Below are 14,732 nucleotides of genomic sequence, written 5' to 3' on the forward strand. Positions count from 1 at the left end.
CATGAGCATGCGGAGTTTCATCCGCGAATTTCCGACCGTCCACCTGGTGATCGGCGTCATCGGCAACGTCATCTTCTTCGTCGGCAGCGTGCTGTTCCTGTGGTCGTGGGCCGAACAGCTCGCGATCTGGTTGTTCATCATCGGTTCGTTCGGGATGATGCTGGGCGCGATTGGCCAGGCGATCTACATCCACGAACGGAACCGCCTCAACGGCCCGCCGGGACAGCGCCCGGCGCACGACCCCGTGCACGGGTGAAACGCGCCGGACTCCCCGGCCTGCCGCCCACCAGCTTCAGGGGACCGTAAGGGTGATCAGCCCTGGGGCGCCGTGTGACCACGGAAACCGCCGGGTATGAGAGCGGGAACACGAGACCGGAAAGGAAGACCTGATGAGCGCCAAGACGAAGCAGGATGCGGCGGCGGGGAGGACCGGGGACACGTCCGGAGAAGGAAGGCGGATCAACCTGCCGTTGCTCGGCGAGGTGAAGGTACCCCCGCCGAGGCAGCTGGCCTACCTCGGCAGCATCGCGACGCTGACCGCGCTGGAAGTGATCGAGTGGCCGATCGGCCTCGCGCTGGCGGCCGGGCACATCCTCGTGTCCGACAGCCGCAACAGGGTGGCCAAGGGGGTCGGGGAGGCGCTCGAGGAGGCGTGACCGGAAGGGCGCCGCCCTCAGTGCTGTTCGCCCGTGGCCTGCTCCTCGGCCTGCTGGGGATCGAGGCCGCGTCGCCGTTCGGCCGGCGCGGTCCGCAACTGCTCGGCGGTCAGGTCAGCCGCGTACCCCACCTGGTCGTCATCCGCTCACCCGGCTCGAGCCGCACGAGATCCTTCCTGCTCTGGAACGCGTTGGGCGGGCACGTCATCGGTTCCACGCCGAGACCGGTGCGCCGGCGGGCGGGAGCGAGCGAGTCGCCGGTGAACAGCTCCACGTAGGGGCACGTTTCGTCGACCCACAGCTCGCTCGTCGCGCCGTCGTTGCCCCGCAGCCGCACCCAGGCCCGCCCGTCGCCGTCCCTGGCCAGCCCGGTGAACGGGTAGTCGATCTCCAGTTCACCGATCCGCCGCCCGGACGAGAAGTCATAGGGGGTGCCGGCCACGGTTTCGGTCCCGGTGGGCAGCTGGCGCTCCGGGTCGGTGACCAGGCGGGTGCCGGCCGAGAAGCTCAGCACGGCATCGTCGATGCGGCCCGGGCCGGGGGAGAGGTAGGGGTGGTGCCCGTAACCGTAGGGGGCGGCGGCGTCGCCGGCGTTCACCGCCGTGGTCGTGACGGTCAGGCCCTGATCGGAGAGCTCGTACCGGATCGCCACGTCCAGGCAGAACGGATACCCGGGCCGCGGGTGCAGGCGGGTGCTCATGGTGACCGCGTCGCCGCGCAGGTCGCCCGCCTCCCACGGCCGCCAGCGGAGCAGCCCGTGGATCGCATTGCCTTTCGCCGGTTCCGTCAGCGGCAGCTGGTGTTCGGCCCCCTCGAAGCGGTACCGGCCGTCGCCGAGCCGGTTCGGCCACGGTATCAACGGTGTGCCGTGAGCACCGTCGGCCACGGCGCTGAGCGCGTACGGTTCCAGCACCGGCCGGTCACGCACGGAGTACTCGCGGATGCCGCCGCCGACTTCGACGACCACCGCGTGGTGCGGCCCGGAAGAGATTTCGTACTGCTGACCGGAGGGGGCGAGGGGCATGCCGTTCCTTTCCGTGCTTTGCGTTTGCTCTCCGCACACGTTCCCCGGAACCGGCCCGCGCAATCTGGCGGCCGTCTTGCGAAGCGCGAACAACGTACAAACCGAGGGGGACGTTCAGGGCGGTTGGTGATCCGGTCAGGCTGCCGTCGTGCCGGGCTGCAGGGCGGGGCCGAGCAGGAGCCCGCCGTCCGCGACGAATTCCGAGCCTGTGACGAACGAGGCGTCGGCCGAGGTGAGGTAAGGAGGAGTGTGGTGATGTCGGCCGGGATTCCCGTTCGGGGGCTCGGGGGAGTAGAAGTCGGCGATGGGCGGCTGGCCGGCGAGGCCAGATACGGCGCGGCGAACACCACCAACTGAAGCAGCCGTGCGGCAGCGCCTGAAGGTTGACCGGCGGGCCGGCAACGTTGCTCCGACCGAACCGGCATCGCGACGAACGCTGAGCAAAGGGGCTGGTCGAGAGACGTGCGTGGGCTGGTGAGCCTTCGCCGCCTCGCCTGCCGGTCTAACCGGCGTCGCGGACGAGCAGCGCGATTTGTACCCGGTTGGTCAGTCCGAGTTTGGTGAGTGAGCGGCTGATGTGGGCCTTGACGGTGGTTTCGGTCATGCCGAGTTCCCGGGCGATCTCGGCGTTGGCCAGACCCCGGGCCACCGCGCGGGCGACCTGCCGTTCGCGCTCGGTGAGAGCGGCCAGGCGTTTCCCGGCGGCGCGGGTGTCCGGGGAGTGCTGGTCGGCGAAGGTGTCGACGATTCGCTTGGTGACGGTAGGCGAGAGCACCGCGCTGCCGTCGTCCGTCGTCCGGACGGCGGCGATCAGGTCCCGCGGTGCGGTGTCCTTCAACAGGAATCCCGCGGCCCTGGCACGCAGGGCGCCGTAGATGTGTTCATCACGATCGAAGGTGGTCAGCATGACGACCTTGGGCGGGTTCGGGGACCGGTTGATCTCCTGGAGTGCGGTGACGCCGTCCATGCCGGGCATCTGCACGTCCATGAGCACGACGTGCGGCCGATGACGGGCGACGGCGGCCACGGCCTCGGCCCCGTTTCCCGCCTCGGCGACCACCTCGATGTCGTCCGCCGCTTCCAGGATCATGCGGAGTCCGGTCCGCACGAGGGCCTCGTCGTCGACGATGAGCACTCGGATCATGCCGGAATCTCCGCGGACACCAGAAAACCGCCATCCGGTTCCGGACCAGCGGTGAAACGGCCGCCCTGTGTCTCGACGCGCTGTCTGAGGCCGTTCAGTCCGAGTCCGCTGCCCGGCATGGCCGGCGCGCAGTCGCGCGGCACGGTGTTCTCGACGGTGATCTGCAGTGTCGAGGGCAGGTACCGCAGTACGACGTGCGTGGTGGCGGTGCGGGCATGTTTGTGCACGTTGGTCAGGGCCTCCTGCACGATCCGGTAGGCGGTCTGGCCCACCGTGGCGGGCACCTCGCGCAGTGTGCCCTCGTCGCACCGGTCCACCGCAACGCCGACCGATCTGGACTGCTCGATCAGCCAGTCGAGATCGGCCAGTGTCAGGCGTGGCTGGGACGCGTCCTGCTCTCCCTGCTCCAGCACGCCGAGGACGGCCCTGAGCTGGGTGAGCGCTTCCTTGCCGGTGATGCGGATGAGCTCCGCCTCGGCCGCGGTCTTTTCGTCGTCCGCGTTGATCTCCAGCGCCCCCGCGCGCAGGACCATCAGCGAGACCCGGTGGGCCACCACGTCGTGCATGTCCCGCGCGATCCGCGCCCGCTCGTGCGCACGGGCCTGCTCAGCACGCGCGGCCTGCTCCAGCACCAGCCGTTCGGCACGCTCGCGCAACCCGGCGACCACCTGTGCCCGCGTAGCCACCCACAACCCGACGATCAACGGAAACCACACGAACAGCGGTGCCCCACCGAGCGAGGAGACGACCTCGACGCCGGGCCGGGGAAGCACGGCCAGCAGGCTCGCGGCCACCGTGTACACGATCAGCTGCCGAGGCCGCCGGTACGCGGTCGCCGCGACACAGGACGTCACCGCCAGCAGGAACCCGGGTGACCGGACCACCGCATCGGCCGCCGCGACCACGAACAGCGGCCAGTGGCGCCGCGGCACCCAGCGCGCTGCCGCGGCGGCCACCAGCCCGACCACCACGCCCTGGACGTACACCGGCACCGTGGCAAGCGCGAAGTAGGCAGGTGATCTCGTGACCGGCAGGAAAGCGGCGCAGAACGCCGCAGCCGGAAGCCACCACGCCCTCAGCCGGTCACGCATCCCCTGGCTCCTCACCCTGATGAGCCTAAGCTTTTCACCAGCTCAGCAGGCGCAGGGAACGAATGTCACCGTTGGGACCCGGCCCGGCGCGCAATTCGGCGACACGGTCCCGTAGCACCCGGACGCCCAACGGCACGAGCACCAGGCACAGGGCACCGTACTCGAACAGGTCGGCGAGGTGAGCAGCCTTGAGCACGCCTCCCCACAGCGTCCCCGCCCACAGAAGCAGCAGGCACCGCCCGAGGCCGAACGTTCCCGACCGGAACGCTCCGATCGCCAGCAGCAGTGTCCCGAGGTACTGGCAGGCGTGCGCCGTGACGGCGACTCGCCAGGGTCCGTAGGAGATGCCCTGGTAGTTGGCCTGTACGAAGTCGCTCGCTCGGTCGAATCCCTGCGACGCCGCCAGGTGGAAGGCGGTCTGATCGACCCCGGCGAAATACAGCCGCGCGAACAGGCTCAGGACGACGAGCGTGCCACCCCAGCAAGCGAGCAGCGGAACCCGCGCCGCGACGACATGGGCGAGCGTGGCGAAGGCCGGCCACAACAGAAGTGCCCCGGCAGCGAAGCACGCGTACCCGGCCGTGACCAGCGCGGGGTTCGCCAGGTAGGCCGCCAGCTGCGACGGAGCGGCAAACGGCTGCCTGGCGAACTCCGCCAACTGCCCGGCCGTGAAGGCTCCCGAATGCAGCGCCAGGTACCGCAGAAACAGTCCCGCCCACCACACGAGGGGACCGAGCACGAGCGCCGCACCCCCGATGACCCGGCCGGGGAACCAGGCATCGCGATCGACCAGAGCGGGCGTCCGCCACCGGCGGCCGGACCCGGCCGGCGTAGGCCCCGAGTGCATTCGTTTCATGGCCAACACGGTGGATCACGGGCGCCCCCGCCACATCGTCCGATGGACACACCACCTGTCTCTTTGGTAGGAGCCCTCGTGAGTGATGACCTCGGACCTGGTGAGTCCACGCAAGCGTGACGAGAAGCCGGCGCAGCTGTCGCCGGAGCAGGCCGCTGCGGCGGCGATGGTGGCCGAGGCTCAGGACGGCTCCCCGCTCGACGGCGAGCGCGATGGCGGAGAACCCCGAACCGCCGGACCATGATGTCCGTCCGGCGACGATGCTTCGCCGAAGCGGAGCGAGGGGCCGCTACTTCAGCAGTTCCTCGGTCCGGTCCCACAGTGCGCGCGCGAGGTCGGCGTCCTCGATCTGGCGATTCGTGCGACTGGGCTTGCGCCGCAGGTAGAGGCCCCCGGACTCCCAGTCCGAACCGGGCCGGCCCTGGACGAGCCACACCAGGGTCTTCGCACCCTTGTCCGGGCCGGGCAGCAGGGCTCGCAGTGCCGGAGTGGTGTAGAGGATCCGCATCGGCCGGCTGCTGGAGCCGGTGGCGAAGTTCGTCGCGACGCCGCCGGGATCGAACGCGGCGGCGGAGACACCCTGCGCGTGGTACCGGCGGTGCAGCTCCTTGGTGAACAGGACGATCTCGAGCTTGGTGGAGTTGTAGACCCGGACCGGCGCGAAGTCGTGGTCGTGGTTCAGGTCGTCGAGTTCGAGCTTCGCGGCCAGTCGTGCGCTGATGCTCGCCGTCTGCAGCACCGCGGCGCCGGAGGCGATCAGCTTGTCGCGCAACAGCTGGGTGAGCAGGAACGGCGCCAGGTAGTTGACCTGGAACGTTTTCTCGAAACCGTCGGCAGTCTCGGTGCGCGGGCCGAAGAGGCCACCGGCGTTGTTGGCGAGCACGTCGATGCGGGAGAAGGCCGCGTTCAGGTCCTCGGCGAGCTTGCGCACCTCGTCGAGCCGGGTGAAGTCGGCGACGAACGACTCGACCCCGAGTTCACCCGCGACGGCGGCCGTCTTCTCCGGCGAGCGACCGACGACGACCACCCGATGCCCCTCCCGGTGCAGCCGCCGCGCGGCCGCGGCACCGATGCCGTCGCTCGCACCCGTGATGACGACGGTCTTTCCCTCACTCATGCACTGCCTCCCCAGCTGGTACCGCCAGGGTAGGGCCCGGACCGGCGAGGCCGTCGATCAACTGCCCTTCCGGGCTGAGATGTTGTGTCACGCCGTTCGGTTGGTGTCTATGTCGCGCTTCCCGTCGCCGCGCGAGGGATGGACCAACCGTGTGCCCCAGGCGCTACGATTGTCGGCATTGCACTCGCGTGCGGACCGACAGTGCCTCGAACGAAGCATCGGAATGCCGGACTGCTGGGGAGATCGGGGTGGACCGGGAGGAGATCCGGCGGCACAACGTCCGCGCGCTCCTTCGCGGTGTCCATCTCAGCGGCGGGATTTCTCGCGCGGATCTGGCTAAGCAGCTGGGCCTGAACCGGAGCACCATCATGGCGTTGACAGCCGAGCTGGCCGGCGCCGGTCTGGTCCGTGAGGAGCTGCCGAAGGACAGTCGTCAGCAGGGCCGCCCGTCGCTGATGGTGCTCCCCGAGTCCGAACGAATCTACGTACTGGCCTTCGACGTCGCGGTCGATCAGCTCGTCGCTGCGCGCATCGGGCTGGGTGGGGTGGTGCTCGAGCGCGTGGTGGCTGCTCGGACGCGCGCCGGACCCGATCTCGACTACGTGGTGGATGTACTGGCCCGTCTCGGCAGGCAGCTGCACAGATCGGCACCGTCGACGGCGATCTGCGTGGGAGTCGGCGCGTCCTACTGCGGGATGATCGAGCCCGGTGACGGGACGGTGCGTTTCGGTCCTGATCTGGGCTGGGTCGATCAGGACTTCGGAGCCGAGCTGTCCCGGAACCTGGGCCTGGGACTGCCGGTGCTGGTCGGCAACGAAGCACACCTGGGTGCGATCGCCGAGCAGCACCGCGGAGCGGGGACCGGGGTCCGGAACCTCATCTACCTGCACGGCGACGTCGGCGTGGGAGGGGGAATCATCGCCGGCGGCAAGCTGCTGGACGGCGATACGGGCTACGGGTGCGAACTGGGACACATCGTCGTCAACCCCGGCGACGGACGTCCGTGCGGATGCGGTTCCCGGGGTTGCCTTGAGGCGGAGGCCGGCGAGCGGGCGCTGCTCGACGCCGCCCGTCGACCCGCGGACGCGTTCGGCCGCGAAGCCGTGCGAGCCGTGGTGCGCGATGCCGGCCGAGGCGATCCGGTGGCGCGGGACGCGCTTCGGCGGGTCGGTGACTGGCTGGGGATCGGAGTGGCCAACCTGATCAACCTCTTCAACCCCGGCGTGGTGATCTTCGGCGGGATGCTGCGGGACATGTACCCGGGTGTGGCGCCGTATGTGCGCACCCGGATCGCCGTCAACGTCCTTCCCGTCGCCAGAGAACGGGTGCGGCTGGAAGTCTCGGCGCTCGGGGACGACGCCACGCTGGTCGGCGCCGGCGAGCTCGGGTTCTCCCAGCTGCTGCACGACCCACTGGCCGAGTACGAGAACATCGCCGAGCACAGCCGAGAGCGGATCGGCGAGAGGTGAACGCCTTCGGTGGCCGGCCGGTGACGAGCGATCTCGTGCCGGCTCTTCGCCGGTTCAGGCGTCACACAGCGCCGCGGTCAGCAGCGTGAGCGCCGCCCGCGACGACGAGCCGGCCTCGGCGGTGACGACCACGAGTGTCTGGTCGACGGCGTGCGCCAGCGACAGGGTCTGCTGGTGCACGGTCAGGTCGCCGACGAGCGGGTGCCGCATGGGGTATTCGGTGGCGGTGCAGGTGAGCACCCTGTGATCTGCCCACAGCGTCGCGAATTCGGCACTGTGGGTGGCCAGCTCGCCGATCAAGGTGCTCAGCTCGGTGTCCTCGGGATGACGGCCCGCCGTCACCCGCAGGTTGCCGACGACCGCTCGCGCCTTCGGCGGCCACTGGGGGTAGAGCTCGCGGGTGTGAGCGTCGAGGAAGACCAGGCGCGCCATGTTCGGCCGGTCGGCGGGCCTGCCGGGGGCCTCGATGTCGAGGTGCCCGGCGAAGAACGCGTGACCGGCCCGGTTCCACGCCAGTACGTCGGTGCGCCGGCCCAGCACGATCGCCGGCATCTCGCCCAGTCCGGCCAGCAGTTGCTCGGTCACCGGGTCGACCCGCTCGGCCGGCGGGCGTTTCACGGCGCGGCGACGTGCGGGCCGGGCGAGGACCCGGAGGTGCTCGAGCTCGGCGTCGTCGAGCAGCAGCGCGCGGGCGATGCTGTCGATCACCTCGTCGGAGGCGTTCACCGACTGGCCTTGCTCCAGCCGGATGTAGTAGGACGCACTCACGCCGGCCAGACCGGCGACCTCCTCGCGGCGCAGACCGGGCACCCGCCGCCGTTCGCCGCGGGTGGGTAGCCCCACGTCGTCCGGGTGCAGCCGCGCCCGGCACGCCTGCAGGTATTCGGCCAGCGGTCCTTGATCGCCCATGAGCCCAGTATGCGGATGTTTCGGCGGGTCAGCCTGTCCCTGCCGGGATCAGGCTGACCCGCTTGCCTTCCCCGGCAGGCCGGTCTTCAGGCGCCGAAGACCTGCACGCTTTCCGTCCCCCCGGTGTACGGCGACCAGCCCGGGTCGCCGTGACCGGCGAAGTCCACCCAGGCCCGGTGCACCTCGCGGGCGAGGCCCTCCGGCGCCGCTCCACGACCCAGCAGGCCCGTGTCGCCGTGCAGCCACGGCTCGTCGGCGAGGTCGAACACGAACGGGAGTTCGACCGTGTGGGTGGCACCGAGCTGCCCGTCCAACGCGGTCGACCGGTGAGCGAAGGAGTACGCGAAGGTGCGGCCGGGGGCCAGCTCGGCGTGAGCTTCGCGCATCCTCGCCGAGCCCCTCCCGAACAACGCGTCACCCAAGAGAGCCGAGCGCAACTGCCCGGGGCCGGCATCCGGGTGCACCGCACGCAGGGCCGCGAGGGCCGCTCGGGGGGAGGACACGGTCGCCGTGGCGACGGCCAGGACGTCGGTGTCGGTGGAAGTGCCGAACTTCCCCTGCGGCACCAGGTAGAGGTGTCCTTCCTCGGTGTTGGTGCCGATGAGCAGGTCGACGTCCCCGGCGGGGCCTTCGGTGAGCGCGTCGGCCGGCTGCACCGGCAGCACCAGGCTGAACGGGCTCAGGCCGGCCAGCGGGTCGGTGGCGGTCTCGGTCTTCAGGTCCACTCCCGACAGCGCGGGCAGGATGTCCAGGAAGCGGGAGTCCGGGATGCCGGCGAACGCCTCCGCGGTCGGCTCGGTACCCAGCGCCGTGGCCGCCGCTGCGGTGATCCGGCGCGCCTGCTGCGGCGTGAACGCCCCGGTGCCGCTGCCGCTCTGCATGATCGCGCGCCGGAACAGGCCCTTCGCGGCCGGAGCTGCCAGCAGCCCGGCGACCAGGGTGGCGCCGGCGGACTGACCGAACACCGTCACGTTGCCGGGGTCGCCGCCGAACACCGCGATGGTGTCGCGCACCCACCGGAGCGCGGCGAGGACGTCCAGCAGGCCGCGGTTGTCCGGTGCGCCGGCCAAGGTGAGGAACCCTGGTATGCCCAGGCGATAATTGATCGTCACCAGGACCACGCCGTCGCGCGCGAAGGCACGGCCGTCGTAGAGCGCCGCGGCGGTGGATCCGGTCACGAACCCCCCGCCGTGGACGAACACCATGACGGGACGCCGCCGGTCGTCCGTTCCGGGGGTGTACACGTCGAGGGTCAGGTATTCCTCGCCGCGGATCCAGCCCGGACCGAAGTAGGGGCTCATGTCGAGTCGGCCGAAGTTCCGCGCCGGTTGCGGTGCCGAGGGGGACGGGCGGGTGCCGTCGCGGACGCCCGGCCAGCCCGGGTGCGCCCGGGTTTCGGCGAAGCGGCCGCCTCCGGTCGGAGTGGTCGCGTACGGGATGGCGCGGTAGCGTTCGCCGGTCCCCTCACGGGATCCGCGCACCGCGCCGGCCGGGGTCCGGACGACCGGTTCGTGTTGCTGGGACAACGACCTGTTTCCTTTCGAGTACGCGTTCACGAGATGCGGGAGAAACCGGCCCAATCGCTGATGGCGAACCGCGTGCCGCGGCGTTCGACCTGTACGCCGCCGGGCCCGGGCAGGTGGGCCGGGAACACGAGTGCCCCGGTCGTCGCGGCGAGCCCGAACAGCCGCTGGCGCGTCGCGCGTGCCTCAGCGGGGTCCTCGCAGAAGCAGGAGTTGTTGTCGGGCTCCACGATCTGGTGCGGCGTGTGCACGAGGTCGCCGACGAACAGCGCGCGGTCGCTGCCGGATTCCAGGTGCAGGACCGACGAGCCCGGCGTGTGGCCCGGGGCCAGCTCAAGCTTCAGGTTGCCGTCGATTCGGTGAACGCCGTCCCACAGCTGGACCAGCCCGGCGTCACGCACCGGCGTCACGCTGTCTTCGAAGACGTTCTGGTTCCCCCGCCCGAACACGCTCGGGTTGTTGTTCGCGGGATTCCAGAAGTCGAAGTCCCGTTGCGGGATGAGGTAGGTCGCGTTGGGGAAGGTGGGCACCCACGACCGGCCGTCGAGGCGGGTGTTCCAGCCGACGTGGTCGGTGTGCAGGTGCGTGTTGACCACGAGGTCGACGTCCTGCGGCCGGGCCCCCGCCGCGGCGAGGTTGTCGAGGAAGTCGGTGTCGCGGTGGGACCAGAACGGAGCGTAGGGCCGCTCCTTGTGGTTGCCGGCGCCGGTGTCGACGAGGATGGTCCGGCCCCCGCTGCGCAGCAACCAGGTCTGGAGCGCGACGCGGACTTCGTTCGTGCCGGGGTTCCAGAAGTCCGGCGCCAGCCAGTCCCGGTGCTGTTCCCAGGACTGCGGGGTGCTCCCGGGGAAGAATTCGGCGGGAGTCATTTCGACCGAGCCGTAAAACTCCTTGATACGCGTGACGCTCACGTCGCCCAAGATGATTTCTTCGGGTGCAGACTTCACGAGACGTCCTTCGATTCGTTCGGTTTTCCGACGTTTTCCAGCGTGCGCGAGCAGCGAGCGGCGAGCCAGATCCTGCTTGTCGTACCCACCGCACTGGCTGGCATCCGACACGGCACCGGCGTGGGCGAGCATGGACAGGGTGATGTGGGCATACCAGGCTCGCCAGGACCTGACTTGGTAGTGGTCGAGTCCGGCTTCGCTCTCGGCCTGGCGTCCCCTCTGTGGGTCGCGCTTCCGCGGGGAGATCGTTCGGGTATACTGATCATGCGGCCGGCTCAGTTCTGCCTCTGGCCGCGTCTTGTTGTCAACGACCACGCGCCGCGGCCGTCCAGGTCCGCGCCGGGCAGGACAACCCCTACTTATGGAGATTCAGGGCGCCCCGGCGTTCACAACTACTTATGAGCACACCTACTTTCACCACCCTTGGCCTGCCCGAGTCCCTCGTCGACGCGCTGGCCGCGCAGGGGGTCACCAGCCCGTTCCCGATCCAGGCCGCCACGCTGCCGCATTCGCTCGCGGGCCGGGACGTCCTCGGCCGTGGCCGCACGGGTTCCGGCAAGACCTACGGTTTCGTGCTGCCCCTGCTGGCCCGGCTCGCCGCCGGTCCGGCACGGCGCCGTTCCGGCCGGCCACGTGCGCTGATCCTCGCGCCGACCCGCGAGCTGGTCACCCAGATCGAGAGCTCGATCCTGCCGTTGGCCAAGCCGCTCGGCCTCAAGGTCACCACGATCTTCGGCGGGGTGAGCCCCAACCCCCAGCTCAACCGGCTGCGTGACGGCGTCGACATCGTCGTCGCCTGCCCAGGACGGTTGGCCGACCACATGCGTTCGGGTGCGGCGAACCTCGACGCCGTCGAGATCACCGTGCTCGACGAGGCCGATCACATGGCCGACCTCGGCTTCCTGCCCGAGGTCCGGCGCATCATGGCGGCCACTCCCGAACGTGGTCAGCGCCTGTTGTTCTCCGCCACCCTCGACGCGGGGGTCGACGTGCTGGTCAAGCGCTTCATGAACAACCCGGTCACGCACAGCGTGGACTCGGCGCGGTCGCCGGTGTCGACCATGACGCACCACGTGTTGCACCTGGAGGAGATCCACCGGCTGCCGGTGCTGGTCGACCTCACCGCGGCGCCGGGCCGCACCCTCGTGTTCACCCGGACGAAGCACCGTGCCAAGCAGTTGACGCGCAAGCTCGTCGCCTCCGGTGTCCCGGCTGTCGAACTGCACGGCAACCTCGGGCAGACGGCGCGGACGCGCAATCTGGAGGCGTTCTCGTCCGGGGCGGCGAAGACGCTGGTGGCGACGGACATCGCGGCCCGCGGTATCCACGTCGACGACATCGCGCTCGTCATCCACGCCGACCCGCCGGTCGAGCACAAGGCGTACCTGCACCGGTCCGGGCGCACGGCGCGGGCGGGGGCGTCCGGCACCGTGGTCACGCTGATGACCGACGAGCAGGTCGCCGACGTCCGTGACCTGACCCGCAAGGCCGGGATCAAGCCGACCACGACGCAGCTCGGCCCTGGCCATCCGCTGCTGTCCGCGCTGGCGCCGGGCGAGCGGTCGTTCACCCCGTCCTCGCCGCGCCCGAGTGCGGACACGCGGCCGAGGAAGGTCACCGCGAACGGCGAAGGCGCACGTGACCAGGACCGCCGTTCCGGCCGGGGCAACGGCGGCCGTGGCCAGGGTGCGCCCGGTGGCGCGCGGCGTGGTGCGGCGGACCGCCGGTCGCGTCAGTCCCAGAGCGACGAGAACCGCGGTGGTGGCGCGTCCGCCGGTCAGGGTCGTCGCTCGGCCGGCGCCACCGGACGTCGCAAGGGTGGTTCCGGGAAGTCCCTCGAGTCTCGGGGCGGCCAGGTCCATCGCGGTGCCGCCGACTCCCAGCCGCGCCGCTCGGGCGCCGCGAAGTCCGAGTCCGGCCCCAAATCCTCCGGTGGAGCTCCCGCCCGCCGCGGCGGTGCCGCCGCCTTCTCGGCGGGCACCCGCGCCGGTGCCCGCCGCTCCCGCTGACCGCACAGCTCTGGCAGCGCTTCCTCGACGGCACCGCGTCGATCGCCAGTGGACGAAATCAGGATCGCGTGAGGACGTTCCGCGGGCGGCACCCGGTAGCAGTGGCGGGCATCCGCTGGGTGCCCGCCACATCAGGGGATCGGCCGTCCGGGCCTCCCGGACCCGGCGATTATGGATCGTCAGCCTCAGCTGACTGAACCCGAGCAGCTGGCGAGCGGTTCCGCCGTGCCCGCAACCGCCGCGCGGTCCAGATCGCCCTCGACATGCGCGACATCGACGACGCGATCGCCGCTGTCGACGCCGGAGCCGACTTCATCGAGGTCGGAGACCCACTCATCAAGGATCAAAGCTGCCGTGCCCGAGGCCAGCGTCGTCGCGGAGACGATGTCCGCGGACTGGGGACGAGACCAGGTCGTGCTCGCCGCCCAGGCCGGCGCCGATATCGTCCTGCTCAACCGGACCCGGCCAGCGGCTCGGCGTTCCCATCCTGCTCGACGCCACCACCACGGCGAACCACCAGATACGGCTCCGCCGCGGTGAAGTTTCGGCGCAGGTGGTCGGCGTGGACATCGAGCGCGGCGTTGACCAGATGCGTGTCGTCGAAGGTGCCGGCCAAGTCGGGTCCGGGACTGCTTCGGGCTCACGCACCGACCATGAGGACTTCGTAGGTCGGGCTGGTCGGCGGATAGCCGCTGAAGATGTGAGAGTTGACGACGGCGAGCTGGTTGCCGACCTTGGCCGCCGAGACCGGCTGATCGAACAGGTCATCTTTGATCGTGCCGGCCGCAACGCCGTGGCTCAGGTCGCCGTCCAAACACCAACGGCTGATCGTGTCGTCGAGCTGTACCGCCCAGAGCCGCCGGCCTTCCAGCACGAGGCTGGCCACACTGGGCGCGTTGACTCCCGCGATTTCCTTGCTGGCTCCCGTGATCGGGTTGATCGTGTACACCTTGCCGGGTGTCGTGGCGGCTACGAGCAAGGTGTCCCCGGACGGCGTGGAGATAATGTCGTTCATGAAGAAGTCGCCGGGGGAGCCGCCGGCCCCTGGGCCGCTCAGCTGAAGTGTGCGCGGTGAGCCGAGCACGCCGAACACAGTGGGCACGAAGAACAGCTGCGGGTGGTACGAGTCAGTGAACCAGGCGCCGTACGGGGTCACCGCCACGTCGTTGATGTACGACGTCTGTGGGTCGCCGAAGGTGTAGTCCGCGACCTTCGCCTTGGTGCGGGTGTTGTAGACGTACGCCTTGCCTCCGTTCCCGCCCGCGACGAACAGCAGGTCGTGGCGCTGGTCCAGGTCCAGGCCCGCGGCCCCGGTACCGGGCGGTGCTTCGATGAATCGCTCCGCGGTGCCTCGCCTGACGTTCTCGCGGAAGATCGTGCCGGCGATCAGGTCGCCGGTGTAGAACGTGCCGTCGCCGGCGTCCGTGATGCCTTCGGCGGAGGTGGCGCCGGGGAGCACGATCACCTTGGTCGCCGCGGCTGCCGGTCCTGCCAGACCCAGCAGGAGCGACAACACCACCAGTGGTACGGCCAGGATCTTGCGCATAGAAAATCCCTCCAGTCGCCCCAGTCCCCGCGAGCCATCCTGCCCCACCGGTCAATACCGCTGCAAGGGACGTTTTCCTGGCCCTCGCGCACGCCCCCTGGGGAGCCGGCGTGTCCATTGTTGCCCCCACCACGGAGGGAGTCATCCTGCTGGCCGGTAGTCGGGCTGGTTCTGCTGGCGGCGCAGTTCGAGGTTTTCGCCGTGAGCTGCTGCACGAGTTCCCGGCAGTTTGGTGATCTGCTTTCTGGCCTGGGCGAGGCCTTGTTTGTAGAGGTCGGCGATGTCAGAGACAAAGGATCGGATGTGTCCGGTGTGGACGAAGCCGAGTCCTGGTGCGCAGGCGAGTGCGACGATGATGGCGTGGACCGTGCCGTAGAGGCAGGTGTTGGCCGCTGAGAGGGCTTGGTTGGCCGGGGTGCCTGCGGCGAAGTCGTCGGAGAT

Annotated in this window: 16 protein-coding genes; 5 read left to right on the forward strand and 11 right to left on the reverse strand. The window is 70.0% G+C overall.

Annotated elements, in window-relative coordinates; translation table 11 throughout:
• Window position 1: 1 nt before the first annotated feature.
• Window positions 2-256: a YrhK family protein gene (locus FHX82_RS25470; protein ID WP_145938054.1), complete on the forward strand. Its 255-nt coding sequence runs from the start codon at window positions 2-4 to the stop codon at window positions 254-256.
• Window positions 257-389: 133 nt separating this feature from the next.
• Entirely contained in the window at window positions 390-656 is a 267-nt protein-coding gene (locus FHX82_RS25475; protein WP_145938055.1) for a hypothetical protein, read from the forward strand.
• Between the two features lie 109 nt (window positions 657-765).
• Here FHX82_RS25475 and FHX82_RS25480 read toward each other — a convergent pair whose 3' ends face one another.
• The 4 genes from FHX82_RS25480 to FHX82_RS25495 form a co-directional block, all read right to left on the reverse strand.
• On the reverse strand, window positions 766-1,680 hold the full coding sequence (locus tag FHX82_RS25480; protein WP_145938056.1) for an aldose 1-epimerase family protein: 915 nt from the start codon (window positions 1,678-1,680) through the stop codon (window positions 766-768).
• Window positions 1,681-2,182: 502 nt separating this feature from the next.
• Window positions 2,183-2,824 carry a response regulator gene (locus tag FHX82_RS25485; RefSeq protein ID WP_145938057.1) on the reverse strand — a complete coding sequence of 214 codons (642 nt, stop codon included), beginning with the start codon at window positions 2,822-2,824 and terminating at the stop codon, window positions 2,183-2,185.
• Entirely contained in the window at window positions 2,821-3,915 is a 1,095-nt protein-coding gene (locus tag FHX82_RS25490) for a sensor histidine kinase (protein ID WP_145938058.1), read from the reverse strand. Before FHX82_RS25490 ends, FHX82_RS25485 begins: the two co-directional genes overlap by 4 nt.
• Window positions 3,916-3,949: 34 nt before the next feature.
• Window positions 3,950-4,771, reverse strand: a complete 822-nt coding sequence (locus FHX82_RS25495; RefSeq protein WP_229880231.1) for a hypothetical protein — start codon at window positions 4,769-4,771, stop codon at window positions 3,950-3,952.
• 85 nt (window positions 4,772-4,856) lie between these two features.
• Here FHX82_RS25495 and FHX82_RS25500 point away from each other — a divergent pair, with 85 nt between their 5' ends.
• Complete coding sequence (locus tag FHX82_RS25500; protein ID WP_183176834.1) at window positions 4,857-5,015, forward strand: hypothetical protein; 159 nt, start codon at window positions 4,857-4,859, stop codon at window positions 5,013-5,015.
• A gap of 45 nt (window positions 5,016-5,060) precedes the next feature.
• On the opposite strand, the gene FHX82_RS25505 is transcribed toward FHX82_RS25500, so the two are convergent.
• Window positions 5,061-5,888 carry an SDR family NAD(P)-dependent oxidoreductase gene (locus FHX82_RS25505; RefSeq protein ID WP_145938059.1) on the reverse strand — a complete coding sequence of 276 codons (828 nt, stop codon included), beginning with the start codon at window positions 5,886-5,888 and terminating at the stop codon, window positions 5,061-5,063.
• 248 nt (window positions 5,889-6,136) lie between these two features.
• On the opposite strand from FHX82_RS25505, the gene FHX82_RS25510 reads away from it, so the two are divergent.
• Window positions 6,137-7,357: an ROK family transcriptional regulator gene (locus FHX82_RS25510; RefSeq protein WP_145938060.1), complete on the forward strand. Its 1,221-nt coding sequence runs from the start codon at window positions 6,137-6,139 to the stop codon at window positions 7,355-7,357.
• A gap of 54 nt (window positions 7,358-7,411) precedes the next feature.
• Here FHX82_RS25510 and FHX82_RS25515 read toward each other — a convergent pair whose 3' ends face one another.
• From FHX82_RS25515 to FHX82_RS25525, 3 genes are all read right to left on the reverse strand, one after another.
• Window positions 7,412-8,266 carry a helix-turn-helix domain-containing protein gene (locus tag FHX82_RS25515; RefSeq protein ID WP_145938061.1) on the reverse strand — a complete coding sequence of 285 codons (855 nt, stop codon included), beginning with the start codon at window positions 8,264-8,266 and terminating at the stop codon, window positions 7,412-7,414.
• A gap of 86 nt (window positions 8,267-8,352) precedes the next feature.
• On the reverse strand, window positions 8,353-9,792 hold the full coding sequence (locus tag FHX82_RS25520; RefSeq protein ID WP_145938062.1) for a carboxylesterase/lipase family protein: 1,440 nt from the start codon (window positions 9,790-9,792) through the stop codon (window positions 8,353-8,355).
• A 26-nt stretch (window positions 9,793-9,818) separates the two neighbouring features.
• Window positions 9,819-10,736, reverse strand: coding sequence for an MBL fold metallo-hydrolase (locus tag FHX82_RS25525; RefSeq protein ID WP_145938080.1), 918 nt, complete (start codon window positions 10,734-10,736; stop codon window positions 9,819-9,821).
• A 398-nt stretch (window positions 10,737-11,134) separates the two neighbouring features.
• On the opposite strand from FHX82_RS25525, the gene FHX82_RS25530 reads away from it, so the two are divergent.
• On the forward strand, window positions 11,135-12,745 hold the full coding sequence (locus tag FHX82_RS25530; RefSeq protein WP_145938063.1) for a DEAD/DEAH box helicase: 1,611 nt from the start codon (window positions 11,135-11,137) through the stop codon (window positions 12,743-12,745).
• A 185-nt stretch (window positions 12,746-12,930) separates the two neighbouring features.
• On the opposite strand, the gene FHX82_RS25535 is transcribed toward FHX82_RS25530, so the two are convergent.
• Genes FHX82_RS25535 through FHX82_RS25545 form a run of 3 tightly spaced genes read right to left on the reverse strand, consistent with a single transcriptional unit; the run spans window position 12,931 to window position 14,339 of the window.
• Window positions 12,931-13,200 (reverse strand): hypothetical protein, encoded by a 270-nt coding sequence (locus FHX82_RS25535; RefSeq protein ID WP_183176835.1) that lies wholly within the window; start codon window positions 13,198-13,200, stop codon window positions 12,931-12,933.
• Window positions 13,197-13,361: a hypothetical protein gene (locus FHX82_RS25540; protein ID WP_183176836.1), complete on the reverse strand. Its 165-nt coding sequence runs from the start codon at window positions 13,359-13,361 to the stop codon at window positions 13,197-13,199. Before FHX82_RS25540 ends, FHX82_RS25535 begins: the two co-directional genes overlap by 4 nt.
• 24 nt (window positions 13,362-13,385) lie before the next feature.
• Window positions 13,386-14,339, reverse strand: coding sequence for an SMP-30/gluconolactonase/LRE family protein (locus tag FHX82_RS25545; RefSeq protein WP_221216555.1), 954 nt, complete (start codon window positions 14,337-14,339; stop codon window positions 13,386-13,388).
• Between the last annotated feature and the right edge of the window lie 393 nt (window positions 14,340-14,732).

Origin of the sequence: Amycolatopsis bartoniae (genome assembly GCF_014191255.1) — a bacterium.
In the GTDB taxonomy this organism is placed as follows: Bacteria; Actinomycetota; Actinomycetes; order Mycobacteriales; family Pseudonocardiaceae; genus Amycolatopsis_E; species Amycolatopsis_E bartoniae.